17 protein-coding genes and 2 pseudogenes are annotated in these 18,016 nt (G+C 65.4%); 10 read left to right on the top strand and 9 right to left on the bottom strand.

What is annotated here, in order from left to right:
* A partial coding sequence (locus ACFXHE_RS43480) for a hypothetical protein (RefSeq protein ID WP_379391544.1) occupies positions 1-319 on the top strand: 319 nt, incomplete at its 5' end.
* Between the two features lie 468 nt (positions 320-787).
* Here ACFXHE_RS43480 and ACFXHE_RS43475 read toward each other — a convergent pair.
* A complete protein-coding gene (locus ACFXHE_RS43475) occupies positions 788-1,954 on the bottom strand; it encodes a lipase family protein (RefSeq protein ID WP_379391542.1) in 1,167 nt (388 codons plus the stop codon).
* A 681-nt stretch (positions 1,955-2,635) separates the two neighbouring features.
* On the opposite strand from ACFXHE_RS43475, the gene ACFXHE_RS43470 reads away from it, so the two are divergent.
* The 3 genes and pseudogenes from ACFXHE_RS43470 to ACFXHE_RS43460 all read left to right on the top strand — a co-directional run bounded on the left by ACFXHE_RS43470 (position 2,636) and on the right by ACFXHE_RS43460 (position 6,156).
* Positions 2,636-4,084 carry an alpha/beta hydrolase gene (locus tag ACFXHE_RS43470; protein WP_379391540.1) on the top strand — a complete coding sequence of 483 codons (1,449 nt, stop codon included), beginning with the start codon at positions 2,636-2,638 and terminating at the stop codon, positions 4,082-4,084.
* A 76-nt stretch (positions 4,085-4,160) separates the two neighbouring features.
* Positions 4,161-4,683: pseudogene (locus ACFXHE_RS43465) on the top strand (transposase); the annotation flags it as partial.
* A gap of 297 nt (positions 4,684-4,980) precedes the next feature.
* Complete coding sequence (locus ACFXHE_RS43460) at positions 4,981-6,156, top strand: MFS transporter (protein ID WP_379391538.1); 1,176 nt, start codon at positions 4,981-4,983, stop codon at positions 6,154-6,156.
* 46 nt (positions 6,157-6,202) lie between these two features.
* Here the strand turns inward: ACFXHE_RS43460 and ACFXHE_RS43455 are convergent, their stop codons facing one another.
* Positions 6,203-6,895, bottom strand: a complete 693-nt coding sequence (locus ACFXHE_RS43455) for a FadR/GntR family transcriptional regulator (RefSeq protein WP_379391536.1) — start codon at positions 6,893-6,895, stop codon at positions 6,203-6,205.
* Between the two features lie 179 nt (positions 6,896-7,074).
* On the opposite strand from ACFXHE_RS43455, the gene ACFXHE_RS43450 reads away from it, so the two are divergent.
* Entirely contained in the window at positions 7,075-8,514 is a 1,440-nt protein-coding gene (locus ACFXHE_RS43450; RefSeq protein WP_379391534.1) for an amidase, read from the top strand.
* A gap of 52 nt (positions 8,515-8,566) precedes the next feature.
* Here the strand turns inward: ACFXHE_RS43450 and ACFXHE_RS43445 are convergent, their stop codons facing one another.
* Positions 8,567-10,132, bottom strand: a complete 1,566-nt coding sequence (locus ACFXHE_RS43445) for an amidase (protein ID WP_379391532.1) — start codon at positions 10,130-10,132, stop codon at positions 8,567-8,569.
* Positions 10,133-10,616: 484 nt separating this feature from the next.
* On the opposite strand from ACFXHE_RS43445, the gene ACFXHE_RS43440 reads away from it, so the two are divergent.
* Positions 10,617-10,763 (top strand): hypothetical protein, encoded by a 147-nt coding sequence (locus tag ACFXHE_RS43440; RefSeq protein WP_379391530.1) that lies wholly within the window; start codon positions 10,617-10,619, stop codon positions 10,761-10,763.
* 14 nt (positions 10,764-10,777) lie between these two features.
* On the opposite strand, the gene ACFXHE_RS43435 is transcribed toward ACFXHE_RS43440, so the two are convergent.
* The 5 genes from ACFXHE_RS43435 to ACFXHE_RS43415 form a co-directional block, all read right to left on the bottom strand.
* On the bottom strand, positions 10,778-11,152 hold the full coding sequence (locus tag ACFXHE_RS43435) for a VOC family protein (protein WP_379391528.1): 375 nt from the start codon (positions 11,150-11,152) through the stop codon (positions 10,778-10,780).
* 700 nt (positions 11,153-11,852) lie between these two features.
* Positions 11,853-12,095, bottom strand: a complete 243-nt coding sequence (locus ACFXHE_RS43430; protein WP_379391526.1) for a hypothetical protein — start codon at positions 12,093-12,095, stop codon at positions 11,853-11,855.
* Between the two features lie 40 nt (positions 12,096-12,135).
* Positions 12,136-12,669 (bottom strand): dihydrofolate reductase family protein, encoded by a 534-nt coding sequence (locus ACFXHE_RS43425; RefSeq protein ID WP_379391524.1) that lies wholly within the window; start codon positions 12,667-12,669, stop codon positions 12,136-12,138.
* A gap of 1 nt (position 12,670) precedes the next feature.
* Positions 12,671-13,594 (bottom strand): helix-turn-helix domain-containing protein, encoded by a 924-nt coding sequence (locus ACFXHE_RS43420; RefSeq protein ID WP_379391522.1) that lies wholly within the window; start codon positions 13,592-13,594, stop codon positions 12,671-12,673.
* A 657-nt stretch (positions 13,595-14,251) separates the two neighbouring features.
* Positions 14,252-14,437, bottom strand: a complete 186-nt coding sequence (locus tag ACFXHE_RS43415) for a hypothetical protein (protein ID WP_354845584.1) — start codon at positions 14,435-14,437, stop codon at positions 14,252-14,254.
* Between the two features lie 308 nt (positions 14,438-14,745).
* On the opposite strand from ACFXHE_RS43415, the gene ACFXHE_RS43410 reads away from it, so the two are divergent.
* The 4 genes from ACFXHE_RS43410 to ACFXHE_RS43395 all read left to right on the top strand — a co-directional run bounded on the left by ACFXHE_RS43410 (position 14,746) and on the right by ACFXHE_RS43395 (position 17,455).
* Entirely contained in the window at positions 14,746-15,156 is a 411-nt protein-coding gene (locus ACFXHE_RS43410) for a hypothetical protein (protein ID WP_379391520.1), read from the top strand.
* A 164-nt stretch (positions 15,157-15,320) separates the two neighbouring features.
* Positions 15,321-16,010, top strand: a complete 690-nt coding sequence (locus ACFXHE_RS43405) for a hypothetical protein (RefSeq protein WP_379391518.1) — start codon at positions 15,321-15,323, stop codon at positions 16,008-16,010.
* Positions 16,011-16,055: 45 nt separating this feature from the next.
* Positions 16,056-16,559 (top strand): hypothetical protein, encoded by a 504-nt coding sequence (locus tag ACFXHE_RS43400; RefSeq protein ID WP_379391516.1) that lies wholly within the window; start codon positions 16,056-16,058, stop codon positions 16,557-16,559.
* A 284-nt stretch (positions 16,560-16,843) separates the two neighbouring features.
* Positions 16,844-17,455 carry a TenA family protein gene (locus ACFXHE_RS43395; protein WP_379391514.1) on the top strand — a complete coding sequence of 204 codons (612 nt, stop codon included), beginning with the start codon at positions 16,844-16,846 and terminating at the stop codon, positions 17,453-17,455.
* A 303-nt stretch (positions 17,456-17,758) separates the two neighbouring features.
* Here ACFXHE_RS43395 and ACFXHE_RS43390 read toward each other — a convergent pair.
* Positions 17,759-17,896, bottom strand: a pseudogene (locus ACFXHE_RS43390) (methyltransferase domain-containing protein); the annotation flags it as partial.
* Positions 17,897-18,016: the final 120 nt, after the last annotated feature.

The following is an 18,016-nucleotide window of genomic DNA, read 5'->3' as shown; positions in this document are numbered from 1 at the left end:
GGCACAACTGAAGACTGAACCATCAACCCAACCCGACCGGAGAGGGGTCAGAATTCGGGCGCTGCGAAGTGATCAGGATTGGCATGCCGTTGACAAGTGCCGCCCCATCCTCGCAAACGACGGGATGCAAGCGGTCCAAACCTTCCTGGTCGAGAGTGGCACAAGCACGATCCATGCAATCGCGATCACCTGGGCGCTACTGGGGAGGCCGGGCACACCGCTGCGAGCCGCCATTGATGCCGCAGCCTGTCGGGTAAACGCCACCCACTTCTATGAACCGGGTAATAAAACACTCACGGCAACCGAACCGGCCTTTTGATTGGTGAATTCGTTGGGCGAGAGCACGCACAGCCGCCAGGGCGAGCCGCGCGTAGCGGCGCCAGACATCGGCGTCGCGGATGCCGAGGTCGATAAATGCCCGCGCCACTTCAGACACCAAGACCGTGATATCCATACCAGTCGCGTCCTCGCGCAGGCTTCCCTGCGCGTGCCCCAACGCGAGAATGTGCTCCAACTGATCCGTCGACACCGCCCTCGAGCAGATCGCCGCTAGCCTGGACGGGCCGATTGTCGCCACCGCGAACGCACAAACCGCTGCTTGCCCACGATGGTGCGCGGGAGCTGCAGCACCGATGTCCGCTCGGCATGGTGGCTCGGCTTGCGAACAGTTGCGCGACCGTCAAGATCGCGCACACTACCGCGACGGCACCGGCGGCGACTCTGAGGTTGAACGTCGCGAAGGTGAGTCCGGCCAACGGCCCGGCGAGGGTACCCGGTGAGCCGGCGCTTACTCCACCACACACCCCGCGGCTTGCGGGGTGCCTGCGAAGCGGTCGGCGAGGAAGTTCATGCCGCCGAATGCTTCGCCCGCGGCGGCTCCGATGTGCGTCGGGAACAGCGAGTGGATCGCGGTGAGGGTGGCGCCCCGAGCGCAGTAGGTATCGACGAGGGCGGTGTAGCCGGCAACGGGGATCTTCTCGTCGGCGACGCTGTGGTACAGGTACAGCGGGGTGTCGGGGACGGTGCGGCCGAGTTCATTGGGCAGGGCGGCGTTGCGGAAAGCGGGCTGCGCCAACAGGTTCGGGACTGTGGCGAGATCGTCGACATGGATGTCGGAGTATTCCTGAGACAGATCCGCGCCACAGCCGGAGGTGTCCGCGCCAAGCAGCGCGCGGCGGCCCCGGTCGTTCAACAAGTCGGCCAATCGGGAGGCGGGTTCATTGCGGGCCAGCCCGAGCAGGATCAGTATCGCCCCCGCGGCGCTGTCGGCGCGTTGTGCTACGGCCGGGAGATCGGTGGGGATTCCGCCGGCGCTGGTGCCGACTAATTGCACGTCTGGTGCGTATTCCCGACGCAACTGTGTGGCCCACAGGGTGGCGAAGGCTCCGGCCGAGTATCCCCAGGCGCCGATTGGGCTCGAGGTATCGATGCCGGCCGGCGAGAACGACCGCGCGGCCCGGATTCCGTCCAGAACTCCACGCCCGGATGTCACGCCGTCGAAGAGCCGGGACTGCGGCCCTTCGTAATCGCTGACCACGACGGCCCATCCCCGCAGCAGTGCGTCCGCGATGAACGGCGCATCCTGCATGGCGCTCGCCATGTCGTTGTCGCTTCCGCCGCGCAGCGTGACCGACGGCGCGCACCGGGTGTCGAGACTGTTCTCGGGTACCTGGTACGACAACACCGGCCGCGGCCCGTTATAGGGCACCGGTGGCACCAGCACCGTGGTCACGTTCAGCTGCGGATGCTCTTCGGAATCGGTTGTGCGATAACGCAATTGCCATGCAGTCACTGGTATCGGCAGACCGAGCAGTGGGATCGTCCGCGCTCCGAGTACCGCGCCGTTCGGATGTGAGGCGAGATCGGGGGGTGCGGCATAGAAGGGATCGTCACCAGGGGACAGCGAAGCGGCTTGCGCGACCGGCATCGACAATGCTGACGGCAGCACGATCATGGCGAGTGTGAGGGCCGCAAGCCATTGCAGGCCGATCCGCCACCACCTCACTGGCTGCCCGGGCGTGCCGCCAACCAGCAGGCCGGGCGTATCGGTTGCCGAATACGCTGTGCGGCAAACATTTTTCCGATATGTCGACAACATATGCCGGGATTCCATCACGCCTCCCGCGTCCAACCATCCGACGCGCAGGCACTCGGGGCCCGCACAACCAGTCGTATCAATTCGAGATCTAGGTCACGGTAACATAACGATCCCGCATCTGCATCTGCAATTTTCCAACGACGGTCGAGGCCGCCCAGTACGGCGGAGAAGGTTCGCCGGACCGAGCGGATACGAGCGCGGGTGCCCGGTCTCGACGCGGCGGGCTATTGCTTGGCATACGCTGCTATCGCGCCGGCCTGTGAGCCGTGCACGTCGCGCGCCCGGCAAAACCGGATGTCGGAGGCCCAACCATGATGTGACCGGGCAAGCATGTGTGACGTTCCTGAGAATCTCTGCCTCGCCGAGCCGGTTTCAGCAAACGGCAGTAGGGTGCTGGTCCGAGACCCCGAAAATGGCTGTGCGGCGGAATCAGGGATGCGTACACGGAGGTCGCGAGCAGGAGATGCGATGGTTACAACATGGCTACGATGGCTCGTTTTGGGAGTCATATCGGCAGCTGCATTCGCCACGTTGCCCATGGGACCGGCAAGCGCCGATCCGGTCGACGACATCCCGGGTGGGCTGGAGTCGTTCTATCACCAGCCGCTGAACTGGACGCCGTGTAACGATGCGGTGCTCGACGGTGCGGGGGCTCAGTGCGCGGGCGTTGTCGTACCGCTCGACTACAACCGACCCGACTCGCGCACGCTGACCGTAGCGATCTCGCGTATCCCGGCCACCGACCCAGCCCGCAGACGCGGGATCATGCTGTCCAACCCCGGCGGTCCCGGCGGTCCGGGCCTGAGCATGATCGCCGACCTCCGGGATCGGCTCACACCGGATGTCCGCGCCCGGTACGACCTGATCGGCATGGACCCGCGTGGTATCGGCCGATCGGACCGAATGAGTTGTGCGCTGCCGCTGCCCAGCATGTTGTTCTCGGCCGGCTTCGACGCCTTCGGCTACGCGCGCGACGCCACCCTGGCCGCCGCGTTCGCTGCTTCCTGCGTAATACCCGATCCCGAGAAGGCTCGGTCCATCACCACCCGCAATACCGCCCGCGACATGGATGTCATCCGCAGCGCATTCGGCGAACGTGAGCTCAACTATTACGGCGACTCCTACGGCACCTACCTGGGCGCGGTGTACACGCAGATGTTCCCTCAGCACAGTGACCGGATCGTGCTGGACAGCGCCATCGACCCGGACCGCTACGGGGTCGGCACGTACCAGGACATGGGCGCCGTCAACGAGGCCGGGCTCGACGACTGGGCGATCTGGGCGGCCCGCCACGACGCCGACTACCACTTCGGCAGCAGCGGACCGCAGGTCCGAGCCTTTGTCGAGGACATGATCCGACGTGCCGCCACGCATCCGGTCATCGGCAACGGCTATCTCATCGATGAACACACCGCTCCGATGATGCTGCTGTCGCTGTTGTCGAATCCGAAGAAGAACACCAGCCTCGCCGAGCTCGTGCGGACCCTGGCCGACGCAGTGTCCGGGCTGCCCATCGACATGGAGCAGCTGAAAGCGAAGGTCAGCGGTCCCGTTCCGCTGGATGCCTCGGGCATGGCCGCGGTCCTCTGCGGCGACAAGGCCGCACCCCGGGATCTGGCCTGGTATCGCCGCAATATCGAAAGCGTCCGTGCAACCCAACCGGTGTTCGGCGCGTTCGCCAACAACATCACCGCATGCGCGTTCTGGCCGGACCCGGTCGAGCCACCCACCGCCGTGCACAACCCGACACCAGCCCTGATCCTGCAGGCCACCCGCGACACCCGCACCCCCTACCAGGGGGGCCTTGCATTGCACCAGGACCTGACAGCGTCACGAATGGTCACACTCGCAGACACCCGCGTTCACGGCGTCCTCGGCTCCAACATGAGCCATTGCGTGAACGAGGTCGTCAATACCTACTTCCGTGACGGCACCCTCCCCGATGCCGACCTCACCTGCCAACGCGACACCAACGATCTCCCCTGACCTGACCCCATGATCTCGGTCCGGGGAGTGTGAGAGCCCTTCCGGCCCACGAAGTGGGCAGGAAGGCTCGAAAACCATGGCAACACGCCAGAGGCACACCCCCCGAGCAGGTCGTGCGCAAGCTGGGCGAGGCCGATCGGCTGCTGGGCGAGGGCAAGGACGTCGCCGACGTGTGCCGGACGCTGCAGATCACCGAGGCCACCTACTACCGCTAGCGAAACCAGTGTGGCGGGCTCGAGGCCGACGACGCCAAACGGTTGAAGGACCTCGTACGCGAAAACTCCACCCTGAAAAGGCCTCTCGCCGAGGCCGAGCTGGAGAAGGCGGCTTTGAAGGAGATCGCCAAGGGAACTTCTAGACCCGGAACGCCGGCGCGCGGCCGTCGCGCATCTGATGCGCGTGCCCGAGGTGAGCGAACGGTTCGCCTGCCGGGTCACCGGGCAACACCGAAGCACCTAACGCCGCCCTCCGGCCGCGCAACAGCCGCCGATCCCGATGCGGCACTGCGTGATTGGCTGCGCGAATGGGCGCGAGGTCATCCGCGGCAAGGGTTCCACCGCGCCTACCACGAAGCTCGCGCCGAAGGCTGTGTGGCGAACTGTCGGCCGACCCCCATGACAACCTGCAGTTTGTGTTGGCTGTCTAGGCCGTCGAAATGTGATCTAGGGCACATCATGTGAGGTGAGCCTTATTTCGGGTGAGGAGAGCTGCTAGCGTCAAAGTCCTCAGATGACCTGAGTGATTTGATGGGCGGGCAGGTGCGGCGTGATCCGCTGGCTGGCACCGCTTTTCCTGTTCCTTGCGGGCGCGTATGTCCGCAGCGCCGTCGAGTCGCGATGTTGTGAGGAGTTGTTTTGAAACGGGGTCAAGTTGCGTTTCTCGCGGGTACCCATGCGGTGAATGATCTGTATCAGGGCGCGGTGCCTGCGCTGCTGCCGTTCATGATGCTCGAGCGCGGGTACAGCTATTCGGCAGTCGCCGGAATCACCCTGGCGGCCACGGGATTGTCGAGTGTGGTGCAGCCGATCTTCGGGATGGTCGTCGACCGGAAACATCGTGGATGGCTCATTCCAGGCGGGTTTCTGTTGGCTGCGGCGGGCACCGCCGGGGCGGGGCTCGGCTCGAGCTATTGGGTCACCTGGTTGTGTATGGCGGCAGCGGGTATCGGAATCGCCGCGTATCACCCGCCTGCGACAAACGAGGCGCGCGCTGCCGGTGGCCGATCACAGGTCGCGATGAGCGCCTTCTCGGTCGGCGGCACGGTGGGCGCGGCGCTTGCGCCGCCGTTCGTCACTCTGGTGGTGGGACGGTTCGGGCTGTCGGGAAGTGTCCTGCTGACGGTACCCGCGCTGGTAGTCGCGCTGATGTGGGTTTCGCGGCGACCGTGGGCTCGGCTGCGCGGCTACAATCTCGCGGCGCCGTTGAACGAGTGTGTCGCGGCGGCTCGGTCGGCTCTGGTCGACGATTGGCGTGCTTTCGCGAGGCTGGTGCTGGTGACAGTGTGCTGGTCCATACCGTACGTGACGGCCTTGACACTGGTTTCGCCCTTCGTGCTCGACGCTCTGGGTGGCTCGACATCCATTGCCGCACTTGCGCTGTCGCTGTTCACGATCGGCGACGCGGTGGGCACGCTGCTGGGTGGCCTGGTCGCCGACAGGTGGGGGCGCATCGCCGCGGTGCGACTGGGATTCGCGCTGGCGCCCGTGGCGCTACTGGGATTGGCGAGCGCTCCGTCGACGACGGTGGCCCTGGTGGCGGTCGTGGTGGTGGGTATCGCGATGTTCCTGCCGTTCGCTCCGCAGGTGACCCTGGCTCAGGACTATCTGCCCAACCGTCCAGGGACCGCCAGTGGCGTCACCTTGGGCTTGGCGATGTCGGTCGGTGGCGTCATGTCTCCCGCGTTCGGGGTACTGGCCGATCATTCCGGACCGCGAGTCGCGATCACGGCATCGGTCGCCGTACTGCTCGCCGCCTCGGCGGTGGCGTGGACGCTGCGCGATCGCGTGCCCGAGAACGAATTCGCCCCGACAGCCGAGGCGGACCGCGAACTCGAGATCGTCGCCGAACGTTGAGGCGTGCCGCGCCAGGCGGTTTCGCCCGCCGCCCGTCTCGGCCCGGCTACGCGGTCCGACTCGAGTGTGCTTGCAGTACGCAGGTCATTTGCCGTCGAGCGACCGTCCCCGCAGCGCGCGCGTCACCGGCTTCGATCGCGGCCAAGAGGTCGGCGTGCGCTTTGGCGTCACGCTGGGACGAGCGGGAGTCACCGAAGTCTGCGGTCTCAACGACCTCCTCGGCCGTGGACCGCAATGCATCGCGCAGTGAGCTGTAGACGGTGCTGAGAACAGCGTTGTGCGCCGCGGCCACCACCGCGGTGTGAAACCGTAAATCGGCTTCGATGAAGATCGCGTGATCGGCGGCCGACTCACGTTGCCGCAGAGCGGTTTCCAGCTCCTCGAGGTCGCGTCCGGTCCGGCGCCGCGCGGCCAGGCGACCGGCCTCGACCTCGAGCATCAATCGGACTTCGTAGACCTCGTCGACGTTGGAGCGGCGCAACTGCCGGTCGAATTCCGACACGGGGGTCGCGGACACCACGTAGGTTCCCGACCCGTGGCGGGACTGCAGCTGTCCGGAGGCGATCAGGGCGCGAACGGCCTCCCGGCAGGTCGAACGCCCGACCCCGAGCAACAGGCTCAGCTCGGTTTCATTGGGCAAGCGGGACCCCACCAGCCACTCACCCTTGGTTATCAGGCGGGACAGCTCCTCGCTGGCCTGCGTGGCGAGCGAGGAGTGCTGCACGGGGCGTACCGACAACGCTGACCTCCTTGATTCCGCGCCTCGACGTGAGACGGCCCTGCGATTCCTCTGGTCCTCATATGACTCTACGGGCTCGCTCGCTTGACCTGGTCGCAGACCTGTGACCCCCTTCGTGCAACACATCAGGTCATCTGAGGAGTTGTACAGTTCGAATATCAATCAGAAAGGAAATCCACATGTCCGACAACGATGAGCTGTGCTGGATGTCGGCGGTCGAACTGTCCGCGCGGATCGCTGCGCGGGAGGTGTCGCCCCTGGATGTGGCCGAAGCCGTGGTGCGGCGTATCGAGCGGGTGGACCCGCTGTTGAACGCCTTCGTCTATCACGATCCGGACCGGGTCCTGCGTGATGCCAAGGCGCTCACCGAGCATATGGCCGACGGTGGCGACCCGATATCGCCGCTGCATGGTATTCCCTACAGCCTCAAGGAAGTCTGCGGAGCAGCGGGTACACCCACCACCTCGGGCGTGGTCGCCCAACGTGGGGTCGTCGCTCAGCGCGACGAACCTGTCGCGGCGCGTTTGAAGTCCGCGGGCGGACTGTTCCTCGGTAAAACGAATGTCGCCGAAGCCGGATACAAGGCTACTTCCTCCAATCATCTCTACGGCACCACGGTGAATCCGTGGCACCTGGGTATGACCGCGGGCGGCTCCAGCAGCGGCGCGGGCGCGGCCGTCGCCGCGGGCCTGGGCCAGCTCGCGCAGGGAACCGACGGCGGCGGTTCGATCCGTATTCCCGCCGCGCTCAACGGCGTTGTCGGTTTGAAGCCCTCACTGGGACGAATCCCGCAGACCCGAACCGCAGGCCGATTCGTGAACTTCGTATTCCATGGCCCCATCACCCGCACCGTCGGCGACGCCGCGCTGATGCTCAATACAATGGCTGGATTCGATGCGGCAGACCCGCTTTCGCTTCCAGACTCGAATATCGACTACCTGTCGGCCCTCGATGTCGACATCGCGGGCGCCCGTATCGCCTGGTCACCAGATCTGGGCTGTACCGACGTCGATTCCGAGGTCCTGGCCCTGTGCGAACAGGCGCTGGGCGCCTTCGTCGACGCCGGCTGCTCCGTGGTCGAAGCCGATCCGGGCTGGCAGGACCCCGACCGGGTGGCATGGGAGGCGTTGTGGGCGCCCTTCTATTCGGCGATGCTCGACGTAACCGATTGGGATCATGAAACCGGCCACGTCGATGAGCAACTGATCGAACTCATGCACGCGGGAGACCGTCTGACCGCCCGGCAGATCCAGCGCGCCGACGCCGCTCGCGGCCATATGGTCGACCAGTACACCGACTTCATGCGGGACTTCGACTACCTCGTGACCCCGGTGACCGCAGTACCCGCATTCCCAGCCGATCAGTTCTGTCCGGACTTGCTCGCGGGAACGCCACTGCGACAACAGCTGATGGGCTGGCTACTTACCTACCCGTTCAACCTCACCACCGCTCCGGCGATCTCGGTTCCCGCCGGCTTCACTGCCACAGGCCTCCCAGTCGCCCTGCAGATCGCCGGTCGCGTCCGAGCTGACTTCGAAGTACTCAGTGCGGCAGCGGCATTCGAGCGACTGCGGCCATGGGCGCAGCACCGTCCGCCCCTTTCGGCGGCACAGCCCTGAATCCAAGGCGCCCGGGGCCGCGACCAGAGCTCCGGGCGCCGCCCCGGCGAGATCACATATCGGCCGTCGCCTGGAAGCCGCCGATCTTCTGCTCGAGTAGTTCGGCCAGCCGCAGCGGGGTGCGGTCCTCGAACATCGGACCGATCAGCTGCACTCCCACCGGCAGCCCCTCGGGGGACCGGCCCGCGGGTATGGCGGTGGCAGGCAGGCCGGGCATGGTGGCCACACCGGCCCAGACGAGCTGGTCGAAGTACGGGTACTCGACGCCGTCGATGTCGATGTGCCGGTTCTCCAGACCTCCGTTGTGGTCGTGCGGGAAGGCGGGAGTGGGCGTGATGGGGCACACCACGGCATCGAACTCGGCGAAGAGCTGCCGCCAGCCGTGGCGGTGGAGTTCGCGACGGTTGTTCGCCTCGACCCAGTCGCGGTGGCTGAGCACCATGCCGCGCAGCCGCGCCGCATCGAGACTCCGGTCGTCCGCGCTCAGGGCGGCGGCGTGGGTCTGCAGCTGTTCGTACACGTCGACGGAAAGACTTGCGGCGGCGTTCGACAGCATCAGCTGCATGTAGAGCGTCGCCGCTTCGGTCGGATCGGGCAGCAGCGGACTGCGGCGTTCGACGCGGGCGCCCTCGTCGACCAGCGCCTCGGCGACCCGGTTCACGCCCGCCCGCACCGCCGATCCGGTCGGAATGAGCGGATGGTGCTCGATGATCAGGACACGGAAGTCCGACAGCCGCTCGTGGCGCGCGGGCGGCAATGCGACGTCGTAGGCGACGCCGTGGGTCAGCGGGTCCGGTCCGGCCATCACGTCGAGCAGCAGCGCGAGGTCGCGGGCGGTGCGCGCCATCGGGCCGACGACGGCGAGGTCGAGGTCGATCGGCAACGCCGGCGCGGGCGGCGCGACCATGCCGCGGGTCGGCGCCAGCCCGAGTGTCGGCTTGTGCGCGTAGACACCGCAGAAATGCGCGGGGGTGCGCAGCGAACCGGCGAGGTCGGAGCCGATGGACAGCGCGCCGAATCCGCACGCCAGGGCCGCCGCCGATCCGCCGGAGGATCCGCCCGACGTGCGGCCGTGATCCCACGGGTTGTTGGTGGTGCCGTAGATCTCGTTGAAGCTCTGGATATCTCGCAGCATCAACGGCACATTGGTCTTACCGAGCACCACCGCGCCGGCCGCCTTCAACCGCGACACCTGTACCGCGTCCTCGGCCGGCACATAGTTCGCGTGCTGCGGCATGCCCCAGGTCGTGGGCAGCCCGGCCATGTTGTAGGACTCCTTGACCGTCACCGGAATCCCGAGCAGCGGCCGGTCCTCGCCCCGGGCGCGCGCCTGGTCGGCACGGCTTGCGGCGGCCCGCGCACGGTCGAAATCCGGCACACAGATCGCGTTGATCACTTTGTCGTCCCGCTCGATACGAGCGATCGCCTCATCGGTCAGTTCCACCGATGTCACCTCGCCGGCCCGCAACGCCGCCAACAGTTCTTCTGCCGACCGAAGATTCCATTCCATGAATCCGACGTTATTGGCCTGCCGCAGAGGACATAATATGCCGCTTCGCACAACGGGGAGATCGCACGGGCCACCTTCACCGGCCATGTCATGCATTCGATCCGTCATCAGAGGTGGCCCACCCCAGGTCATGGTGTTGGCAGTGGGCTAGTGCCATTGGCGCAAGCCATGAAATGCCGTTTCGCACAATGGGATAGATATCTCAGTACTCGTCATGTTCCTCTCGGGCCGAAAGGCGACGGTCAGTGGGGTGAGCTGGTGGTCGGTGCACCAGTAGAAGTACAGGCGCAGGTCGGATTTGGTGTGGAAGCGCGAGACCACGGAGAAGCGGGCGAGGTAGGCGAGGGCGGCCAGCCGGAGCACGAGGTCCTCACCGGCGAAGGTGACATCGAGATCGGGAGGGGTAGCCAGCCTCCACGATGCCGCTGTCCCGGCGAACCGCCCGAGCAGAACGCGCGGGACGCGGCAAGAGCGGATGGCTGCACCTGGGGCTGGTGCTCGCCCACAGCGTTGGCCAACGTATCGAGTGCGGTCATTCGGCCGCATCGAAAACCGTTACCGCAAAAGGGGACTCACCGAACCTCGCGAAAACATGATCGCCCTGACACTACCGGAGATCCGCCGCCTGCTCATCGCCTTCGCCCTCACCCGCCACCATCCCGCCGACCACACCTGGGCCTGGTCACGCTGGCGACCCCGCCGACAACACCAAGCCCGGCTCTCCCACCCACTCACCTGAATGTCGTTGCCGTATTAGGGCCCCTTCGATTGGCCAACTTCAATGAGGTGGCCGTCGGGATCACGGATGTAGGCGCGGAGTTCGTGAGGGTGGTCGACCGGTTCGGTCAGAAAATCCGCACCTCGGGCGGCCCATTCGCGCTGCGACCGGTAGATGTCGGCGACGCGGATGTTGAGGAAGGCGCTGACCGTGTCGGGGTCTTGCGGCGTGGTGAGGGTTACGGTCGGTTTGTCCGCTGTCGGACCGCCGCCGTCGTTGAGGATCAGCCAAGTGTTGGCCAACTGCAGGATGACGGGGTCACGGTCGTGCACAACCTGGGCGCCGAACACGGTCCGGTAGTAGTCGCGCGATCTGTCCTGGTCAGAGACGACGAGGAAATGGGTGACCACGAAACCGTCGCGCGGGGGAAACTCGAACTGTTGTGAAGTAGTCATGGGTGGCCTCCTCTAGCTTGCAGCTCGGGTGCGGTCACAGTCTCGACCGATGCATGGTACCTGACCTAACTCCAGCATCACTGTGCGATGTAGTGCCTGTCTTCGCTGGTAGTGGGCGGGTTTTGCCTGGCGTTGATGTCTTCGTCGCCATGTCGACCAGCGGAGCAGCCAGGTGGGGTGCCGACCACACCTGGGGCTGGTCGCGATGGCGACAACACCAAGCCCGGCCGTCCCACTACGCGCCGCGGTCACCCACTCACCTGAGACCGAGTGTCGTTGCAGTATTCGCATTGCGATGGGGCAGCTCAGGTGTACCCGCCCGCAGCCGCTCTCGGCCACGCTGAGTTTGAGCGAGCAGTCGCCGTTGCCGCCGGAACCCCCTCCCCGGGCGGCATCCCCAATCAGCCTGGTACGGAACATGATTGCCGTGCTATCCGCGATCGAACATGACATACTTCCCCGAACCGGGAATGCAGGTAGTTGACGACGCAGGGGGTCGCGGACAGCCATGAATCATGGCAGCAAATGACGAAGATCAGCAGATCGCGGCACTCGTCCGACGCCTTGCCGTACAGTTTCCCACAATCAATACCGACACAGTCTGCTCACATTTATCTCCTGGATCCTCGAAGCCGGCATGGTGTTTTGAGCACTGTCAGATCTGGCAGGTGGGGCTGGGGTGGAGCAGCCAGCAGATGATCGATCCGTCACCGGCGGACCCGGTTCCGCTGGACCCGGTATTGCCCAACCCGATCGGGAACGCCGCACCCGGAACCGCTGTCGGCTCGACGCTCACCGCGGCCGCTGAAGCAGAGTCGGCGCCGCCGATGACGGCCGCACTCATCGCAACCACGCCAAACGCGCCACGAATCACGTTGCGCGACAATTTGTATGCCATGTTCCGAAATCCTTACCGCGATGAATGGGATGGTGGGGCGTCAGCGCACGACCGAGTAACGCACGCAGGCGAATTCGCCGTTATGGGCGACTTCCGTGGTCTTCAGTTCGAGACGGCGGGGGAGCAGGGGTGCGCCCGCGCCCAGCGTGACGGGGGCGATGGAGACGATGATTTCGTCCAGCAGGCCCTGATCAGCGAATTGGCCGACCAGCTCGCCGCCGCCCATCAGCCAGAGGTCTTTGCCGTCGGCGGCCGCGGCCATCTCCTTGTGTACGACCGCCACCGGCTTCGAGGTCAATCGGACGTCGCGGCCGTCGTCGAAGGCCGGGAACTCGCGATGGGTGAACACCCAGGTCGGCATGTTGTAAGGCCAGGGCTCGGTGGAATTCTCATTGATCCATTGATAGGTGCTCGAGCCCATGGCGATCGCGCCCGCACCAGCCGCGAACCGGTTCAGTCCCAGCGGGCCGTCCCAGTCGACCTGACGAGACAGCAGCCAATCCAGGTTGTGGTCGGGGGTCGCCAGGAAGCCGTCCAGGCTGGTAGCGGTGTGGTAGACGGTCTTGAAGGTCACGTCATCCTCTCTGGTGTAGCCATTCGATGGGATCGCCGTCTCCGATTTCGGTTCCGGCGATGGATAACTCGGTTCGCAGCCAATGCCGTACGAGATACCTGCGGTGGGTGGAGTAGCTGAGGATGTGGGCGATCACGCTGCCGATGACGAAGCTCTGCGGCGGCCCGCACAGCGCATCGATCAGAGTGTCGTCCCACCCGCCACGCCGGGTGAGATCGCGGATGGTATCCAGCCACCGAACCGCTACGCGCTCATGGCGTTTCACCAATTCCGGGAGGGCGTCGTCGGCGGCCGTCGGGATGTCCTCGCCGTCGATCGCGGCCAGCCACACCTCCTTCGACTCGATGAGATGGGCGAGCACGGTGGCAATGGATTCCTCGGGCCCCCGGAACGACTCCACCAGCAGGCCCGGAAATCGCACCCGCCGGTACTGCGATTCGTCGAGTTGCGCTGCCATACTGAGGAGTTCGCGGGTGTCGTCGATATCGTGATGGATCAGCAGGGTCGTGGGATCCAGCACGGCCTGTTCTTTCGGCGCACTCGTCACCCACAGCGACATGGGCGGGTGAAAGTGGATGCCATTGCTCGTGGGCAACCACCGTCGGCGCTCGTCCGCGGGAGTCAGGCTCGGTGGATGCCCGAAGGCGGCGCTGAACGCGCGGCTGAAACCCTCCACCGAGTCGTACCCGGCCGCGAACGCGACGTCGGTCACCGACTTACCCGTCGACAGCTCCCACGCCGCCCGCTCCAGCAGCACCCGCCGCTTCAGCGCCACCGGCGGCTCGCCGGTACCGCGCGAGAACTGCCGGGTGAAATGGAACGGCGAAACGAAGGCATCAGCCGCCATCGCACCGAGCGTGGTGTTGTTCTCGTCCAGCACCGCGTCGAGCAGTTCGCGTAGTCGATCTCGTCCGGTCTTGGCCACACGACGAGTCTGCCAACGCGGCCCCGAAACCCGCTTGACCGATCTTGCTCAGCCTCCGACTCCACCTCGGCGTACGGATTCAGGCCGTACTCACACTGCAAAATGATGCATTCCGCCAGCGACGGATCAGCAGGGCCAGTTGACCTTCGCCTGCCTCTCACTGGCCGGTTCGGTCAGTGGGGTATGCGGCATTACAGGACACTGCCTGTACGAGCAGCTGAGCGGAGGAACGCGCGGCGGAAGCCGCAAAAGGTCCTCGACGGTATCGGGGCCGGAATGTTCGGCTTCGATCTTCGCCGTTGACGTGACCGCGCCGAGCGGAGCCGTCTCGACCGCTTCGACACCGCTACCGCTCAACCGGTGGGTTCGAAATACCGTCTTGTGCACGGCCTGCCGCCAGTTGACCCAACTGGGCTGTGGCTGGCTGGTTCAGCGCCGCCACCACCATGTTGTTCGGCGCCGGCACTGTCTCCGGCGCCGGTGTGAGCCATGGCGGAACCCGGTTCCTGCCGGGCGTGGCCGGTTCGATTCGGGCACCTGGCCGCCTCGAATCTCGCCCGTTATCCGGGGTTGGTCGATGTCGACTGACTTCGTTACCGCGCTCCAGCCCGCGCAGGACTGGATGGCTGCGGTGTCTGACTAGGTAAAGGCCGGCGGCTACGACGGCCGAGTCAAGGACTCGGCGACAGTGATGGCACCGGTCATGTCGCCGGGCGACATGGACATGATCAGAGCCTCCGCGGCGTAGACGTCGCCGTTCTCGAGAAGCAGGGCAGCCTCGTCGAGCTGACGTGCGGTGCGAACGGCGGTGTCGTCGCCGGATTCGGCGGTTTTGGTAGTCATTGCGTCGTCCTCCCTCTCCAGCCATCGGGTTTGTCCCGAGTGTGGCCGGTCGGGAAAGGCTAAGTGCGCCAGCAGATTCGGGGCTACCGGATCTGCGACGACACCTTCCGGATCTGCGACAGACAAGCACGAGCCTCGTCGGAATCGCTAGGTCGGCCAGGCGCAGAGTGTCAGTGGAGGCTCGTAGTCTTTGCGGCACATTACAACTCGCGATGTATCGGAGATTCGATGCCGGGGCTGGACTTCAAGCCAACACGCTATTTGTCATCGGGGACGAGACGGCCGGAATGGCTGGACAAGGGGCTCCTGTGACCAGCTGGGACGAATTCGCGCGTGGACTAGCCGACCAGTTTGCCGTCCTCCCCGACGGGGCGATCCTTCTGATCGATGCCGACGAACCCGACACTCAGCCCGGCTTCGCCCAATTCGTTCAGTTCGAAGGCATGCTGCACGCTGAACTCGGCGCATACGCCGACCTGGACCGTAACGCCGGGCTGCACAATCCCGGGCACCAGCTCGCACTGCGCGCGGGCTGGCATCCTCCTGACATCGACTGGGAAAACTGGTGGTTCCAGGTGCCTCGGCCGGTGCAGCCGGTGGCCGGTCCAAAGTTGGCCGCCATGGGGATCGTTGGCCTGCGGGACGCGTTCCACGTTCCCAGCCCCGATCGGTTGGTTAAGCACCCGACTCTCACCGCCGCGTGCCAGCCAGCCACTTGAACTCCGCGATCGCCGATGACTCACTGGCCGATCTCCTCGGCGGTCGCTCATCGGCATGTGCGGATACTGGCCAGCCTCGGATCGGCAACGGCCCGTCGATCTTCCGCCGCGCCGCGCTGGCCGGTTCGGTCAGCGCGGTCAGCGGCATGTCATAGATCAACACTATGCGCTCCACCGTGCCCACCATCGTGTTGATGATGGCGGCAGTCCTGCTGACCGGATGTTCGATCTTCGCGAAAGGGCCCGATCAGGCCGAGCGTGACCGCTGGTCGAAGGTGATCGAGGCGGCCATCGAGGACCTTCCGAGGGTGGCCGACGCGTCACATACGTTCCAGTACCACCCATACGGCGACAACTCGTACTACACCTCCAAACTCGACGTGCAGCTCGAGGATGACGCCACACCGACCGAGGCCGCGTCTGTGGTGCGTGCCATGGGTGCCCAGCAGCTTCCGTCGAACTATCAGCGCGACTCGAGGATGCTCAGCATCAATCGGATGGCCGACTCCTACTTCGGGGGCTGGCGGTTCGGGGACGTGGAGCTGGAGGCGAACGCGGCATACAACTGGGCCCGAGTATCAGCAGCCAACACCGGCGCGGAGATTCACTGGTCCACCAACGGCGGGCCCGAATCCATCAGTGTCCGAGCGGGCTCCGAGTCGGAACCCCGCCGTGCCACGGCGGCGATGCGCCGAATTATTCAGGACTTTCCCGAACTGGCATCCAACGACTGTCGGCGGTTGCCAGTCACCCGACCTCGACCTCCTACCGGAGGCGAAGGACTACGCACGCCAGTACGAACGCTGCTAGACCGACTTTCATCCCACGAAACACCAAGCGCACCAAGGCCATAAAAACATTCGGCTGCGAATTCCGCAGTCCACGCTGCCATCTGGCGGTTGGCCACCTATCGTCGTGTCGTGACTGATGTAGTGGCATGGTCAGCACTCGCGCTGTCGGTACTGGCTCTGCTCTGGCAGGTGGTGACCTGGTTCGGCTCAGGCGCGCGAATCAAGTTCACCGCCGTGGCAGTGGACATGGTCATCACGGACGGCAAACTGACCCTGACACTCTTCTTCACAGTGACCAACTCGGGCCGTCTCGCCGCAACCGTCCACAACGTGGGCCTCGAACAGCGCATGCGCCGGTTCGGCACGATGACAGCACTGATCGGAGCCGGAGCCGCAAGGCCTTTCGACAAATCCGCCGATCCACCCCTGCCACGCAGACTGGAGCCGCACGACAGCGTGGGCGGCGCCGTCACCTGGCAGTCGGTCCCGCTGCAACAAGGCCGTCGACGCAATTTCGGCTACCTCGTCCCCTACGCCTACGTCGGCGGCAGAAAGATCCCCGCCCGACCCATCCGCACAAAAGCCGCATCCCAGAACGTCGTTCAGCAGTGACAGCACGATGTACTCGATGCCGAGCCGCCGCGCTGGAGGTTCGGTCAGCGCGGCGGCTGCCGCAGGCAATCGGAATCACTCGATACCGCTGCGGATCACAGGGATTCGCTTCAAACCGGGTGACCAGTCACGGTTGGCTGGATGGTGCCGCCGTGGCGGCGGCCAGGGCCGGGACGGCGTCGTCGAGTTCCGAACAGGAAGACCGTGACCGCCGAAGCGCAACTAGCGCTACCCGGCGCAACACCGCCGCCAACGCGATCAGGCGAGTAAGAGAGACTTCTCGCATGAGTCTTGCAGCACATCTGGAGCAGCTCGGCCGCCCGCTGGTCGAGGAGCAACTTGCGCATCCGACCGTGGCGGGGATCGCGAAAGGCGACCTCGCCGAGCCGGTGTTCCGCTCCTGGCTTGAACAGGACTACCTGTTCCTGCTCGACTACGTCCGCGTCTTCTCCCGCCTCGCCTGGCAGGCGCCCGCCGCCCACCTCGGCGATCTGGTCGACCTCGCGCACGCCACTTTCCACGACGAAATCTCGCTGCACCGCGGTCTGGCCGCGGAGTTCGGCGCCGACCTCGACGGCGCCGTGAAGGGCGAGCCGTGCACGAAATACACTGCGTTCCTGCTGGATTCGGCCGCGAACTACGCCGACGGCCTGGCCGCCCTCTACCCCTGCATGTGGGGCTATTCGACGCTCGGCGGCATCCTCGCCCAGAACCCACCCGCCGACCCGCGCTACCAGCGCTGGATCGACACCTACGCCGACCCCGGCTTCGCGGCGCTCACCGCCCGCTGCGGCCAGATGCTCGACGAGACGGGCGGCGACAACGCGGAGGAGCTGTTCCTGACCGGCATGCGCCACGAACTCGCGTTCTGGGATGTGCCGTTCAGCCGCGGATGAACCGGTAGGTCGTCCGTCGACTTCCCGGCTGAGGAGAGCTTCATGGGTCACACCCAGGTCCTTCCATCACTGGAAGACGCGCTGATCGCTGTTCGTGGTCTGCTCATCGATGCAGCGGCTAAGGATGAGCTCAACTAAGGACCCGAACGAAGCAGGCCCGGTCGGCGCCGCGCTGGCCAGTCTGGTCCGCGGGGGAAGCGGCAAGACAGGATGTTCGTTGCGAGCGCTAGTGTCTGGTGGCGATGAGGACTTCGAGAGTGACCGGCTCGATGAACTGACCGCCCAGTCCGTGTATGCAGCAGCCTCGATCAGCATCTGGGGTTCGGGATCCACGCCGACGGCTTCGCGGACATGTTTGGACAGCGGGACGGTCAATTGTCCTGTGCCGCAGCCTAAGTCGAGCAGTCGTCCGCTGCCGTCGAGCTGGAAACTGCGAACGATCTCGTCGAGAAACTCGGACGGATAGCCGGGGCGGTTTCCATCCGTGGTTGCGAATCAGCTGGCCAATGAGCCTGTCAGCCAGTCTCTCATGGCCTCTGCCGGGGTTCTGTCGCCGAGCAC

This window comes from Nocardia sp. NPDC059229 (assembly GCF_042754165.1).
Taxonomy (GTDB): domain Bacteria; phylum Actinomycetota; class Actinomycetes; order Mycobacteriales; family Mycobacteriaceae; genus Nocardia.
This window is presented reverse-complemented; position numbering and strand designations above follow the sequence as displayed.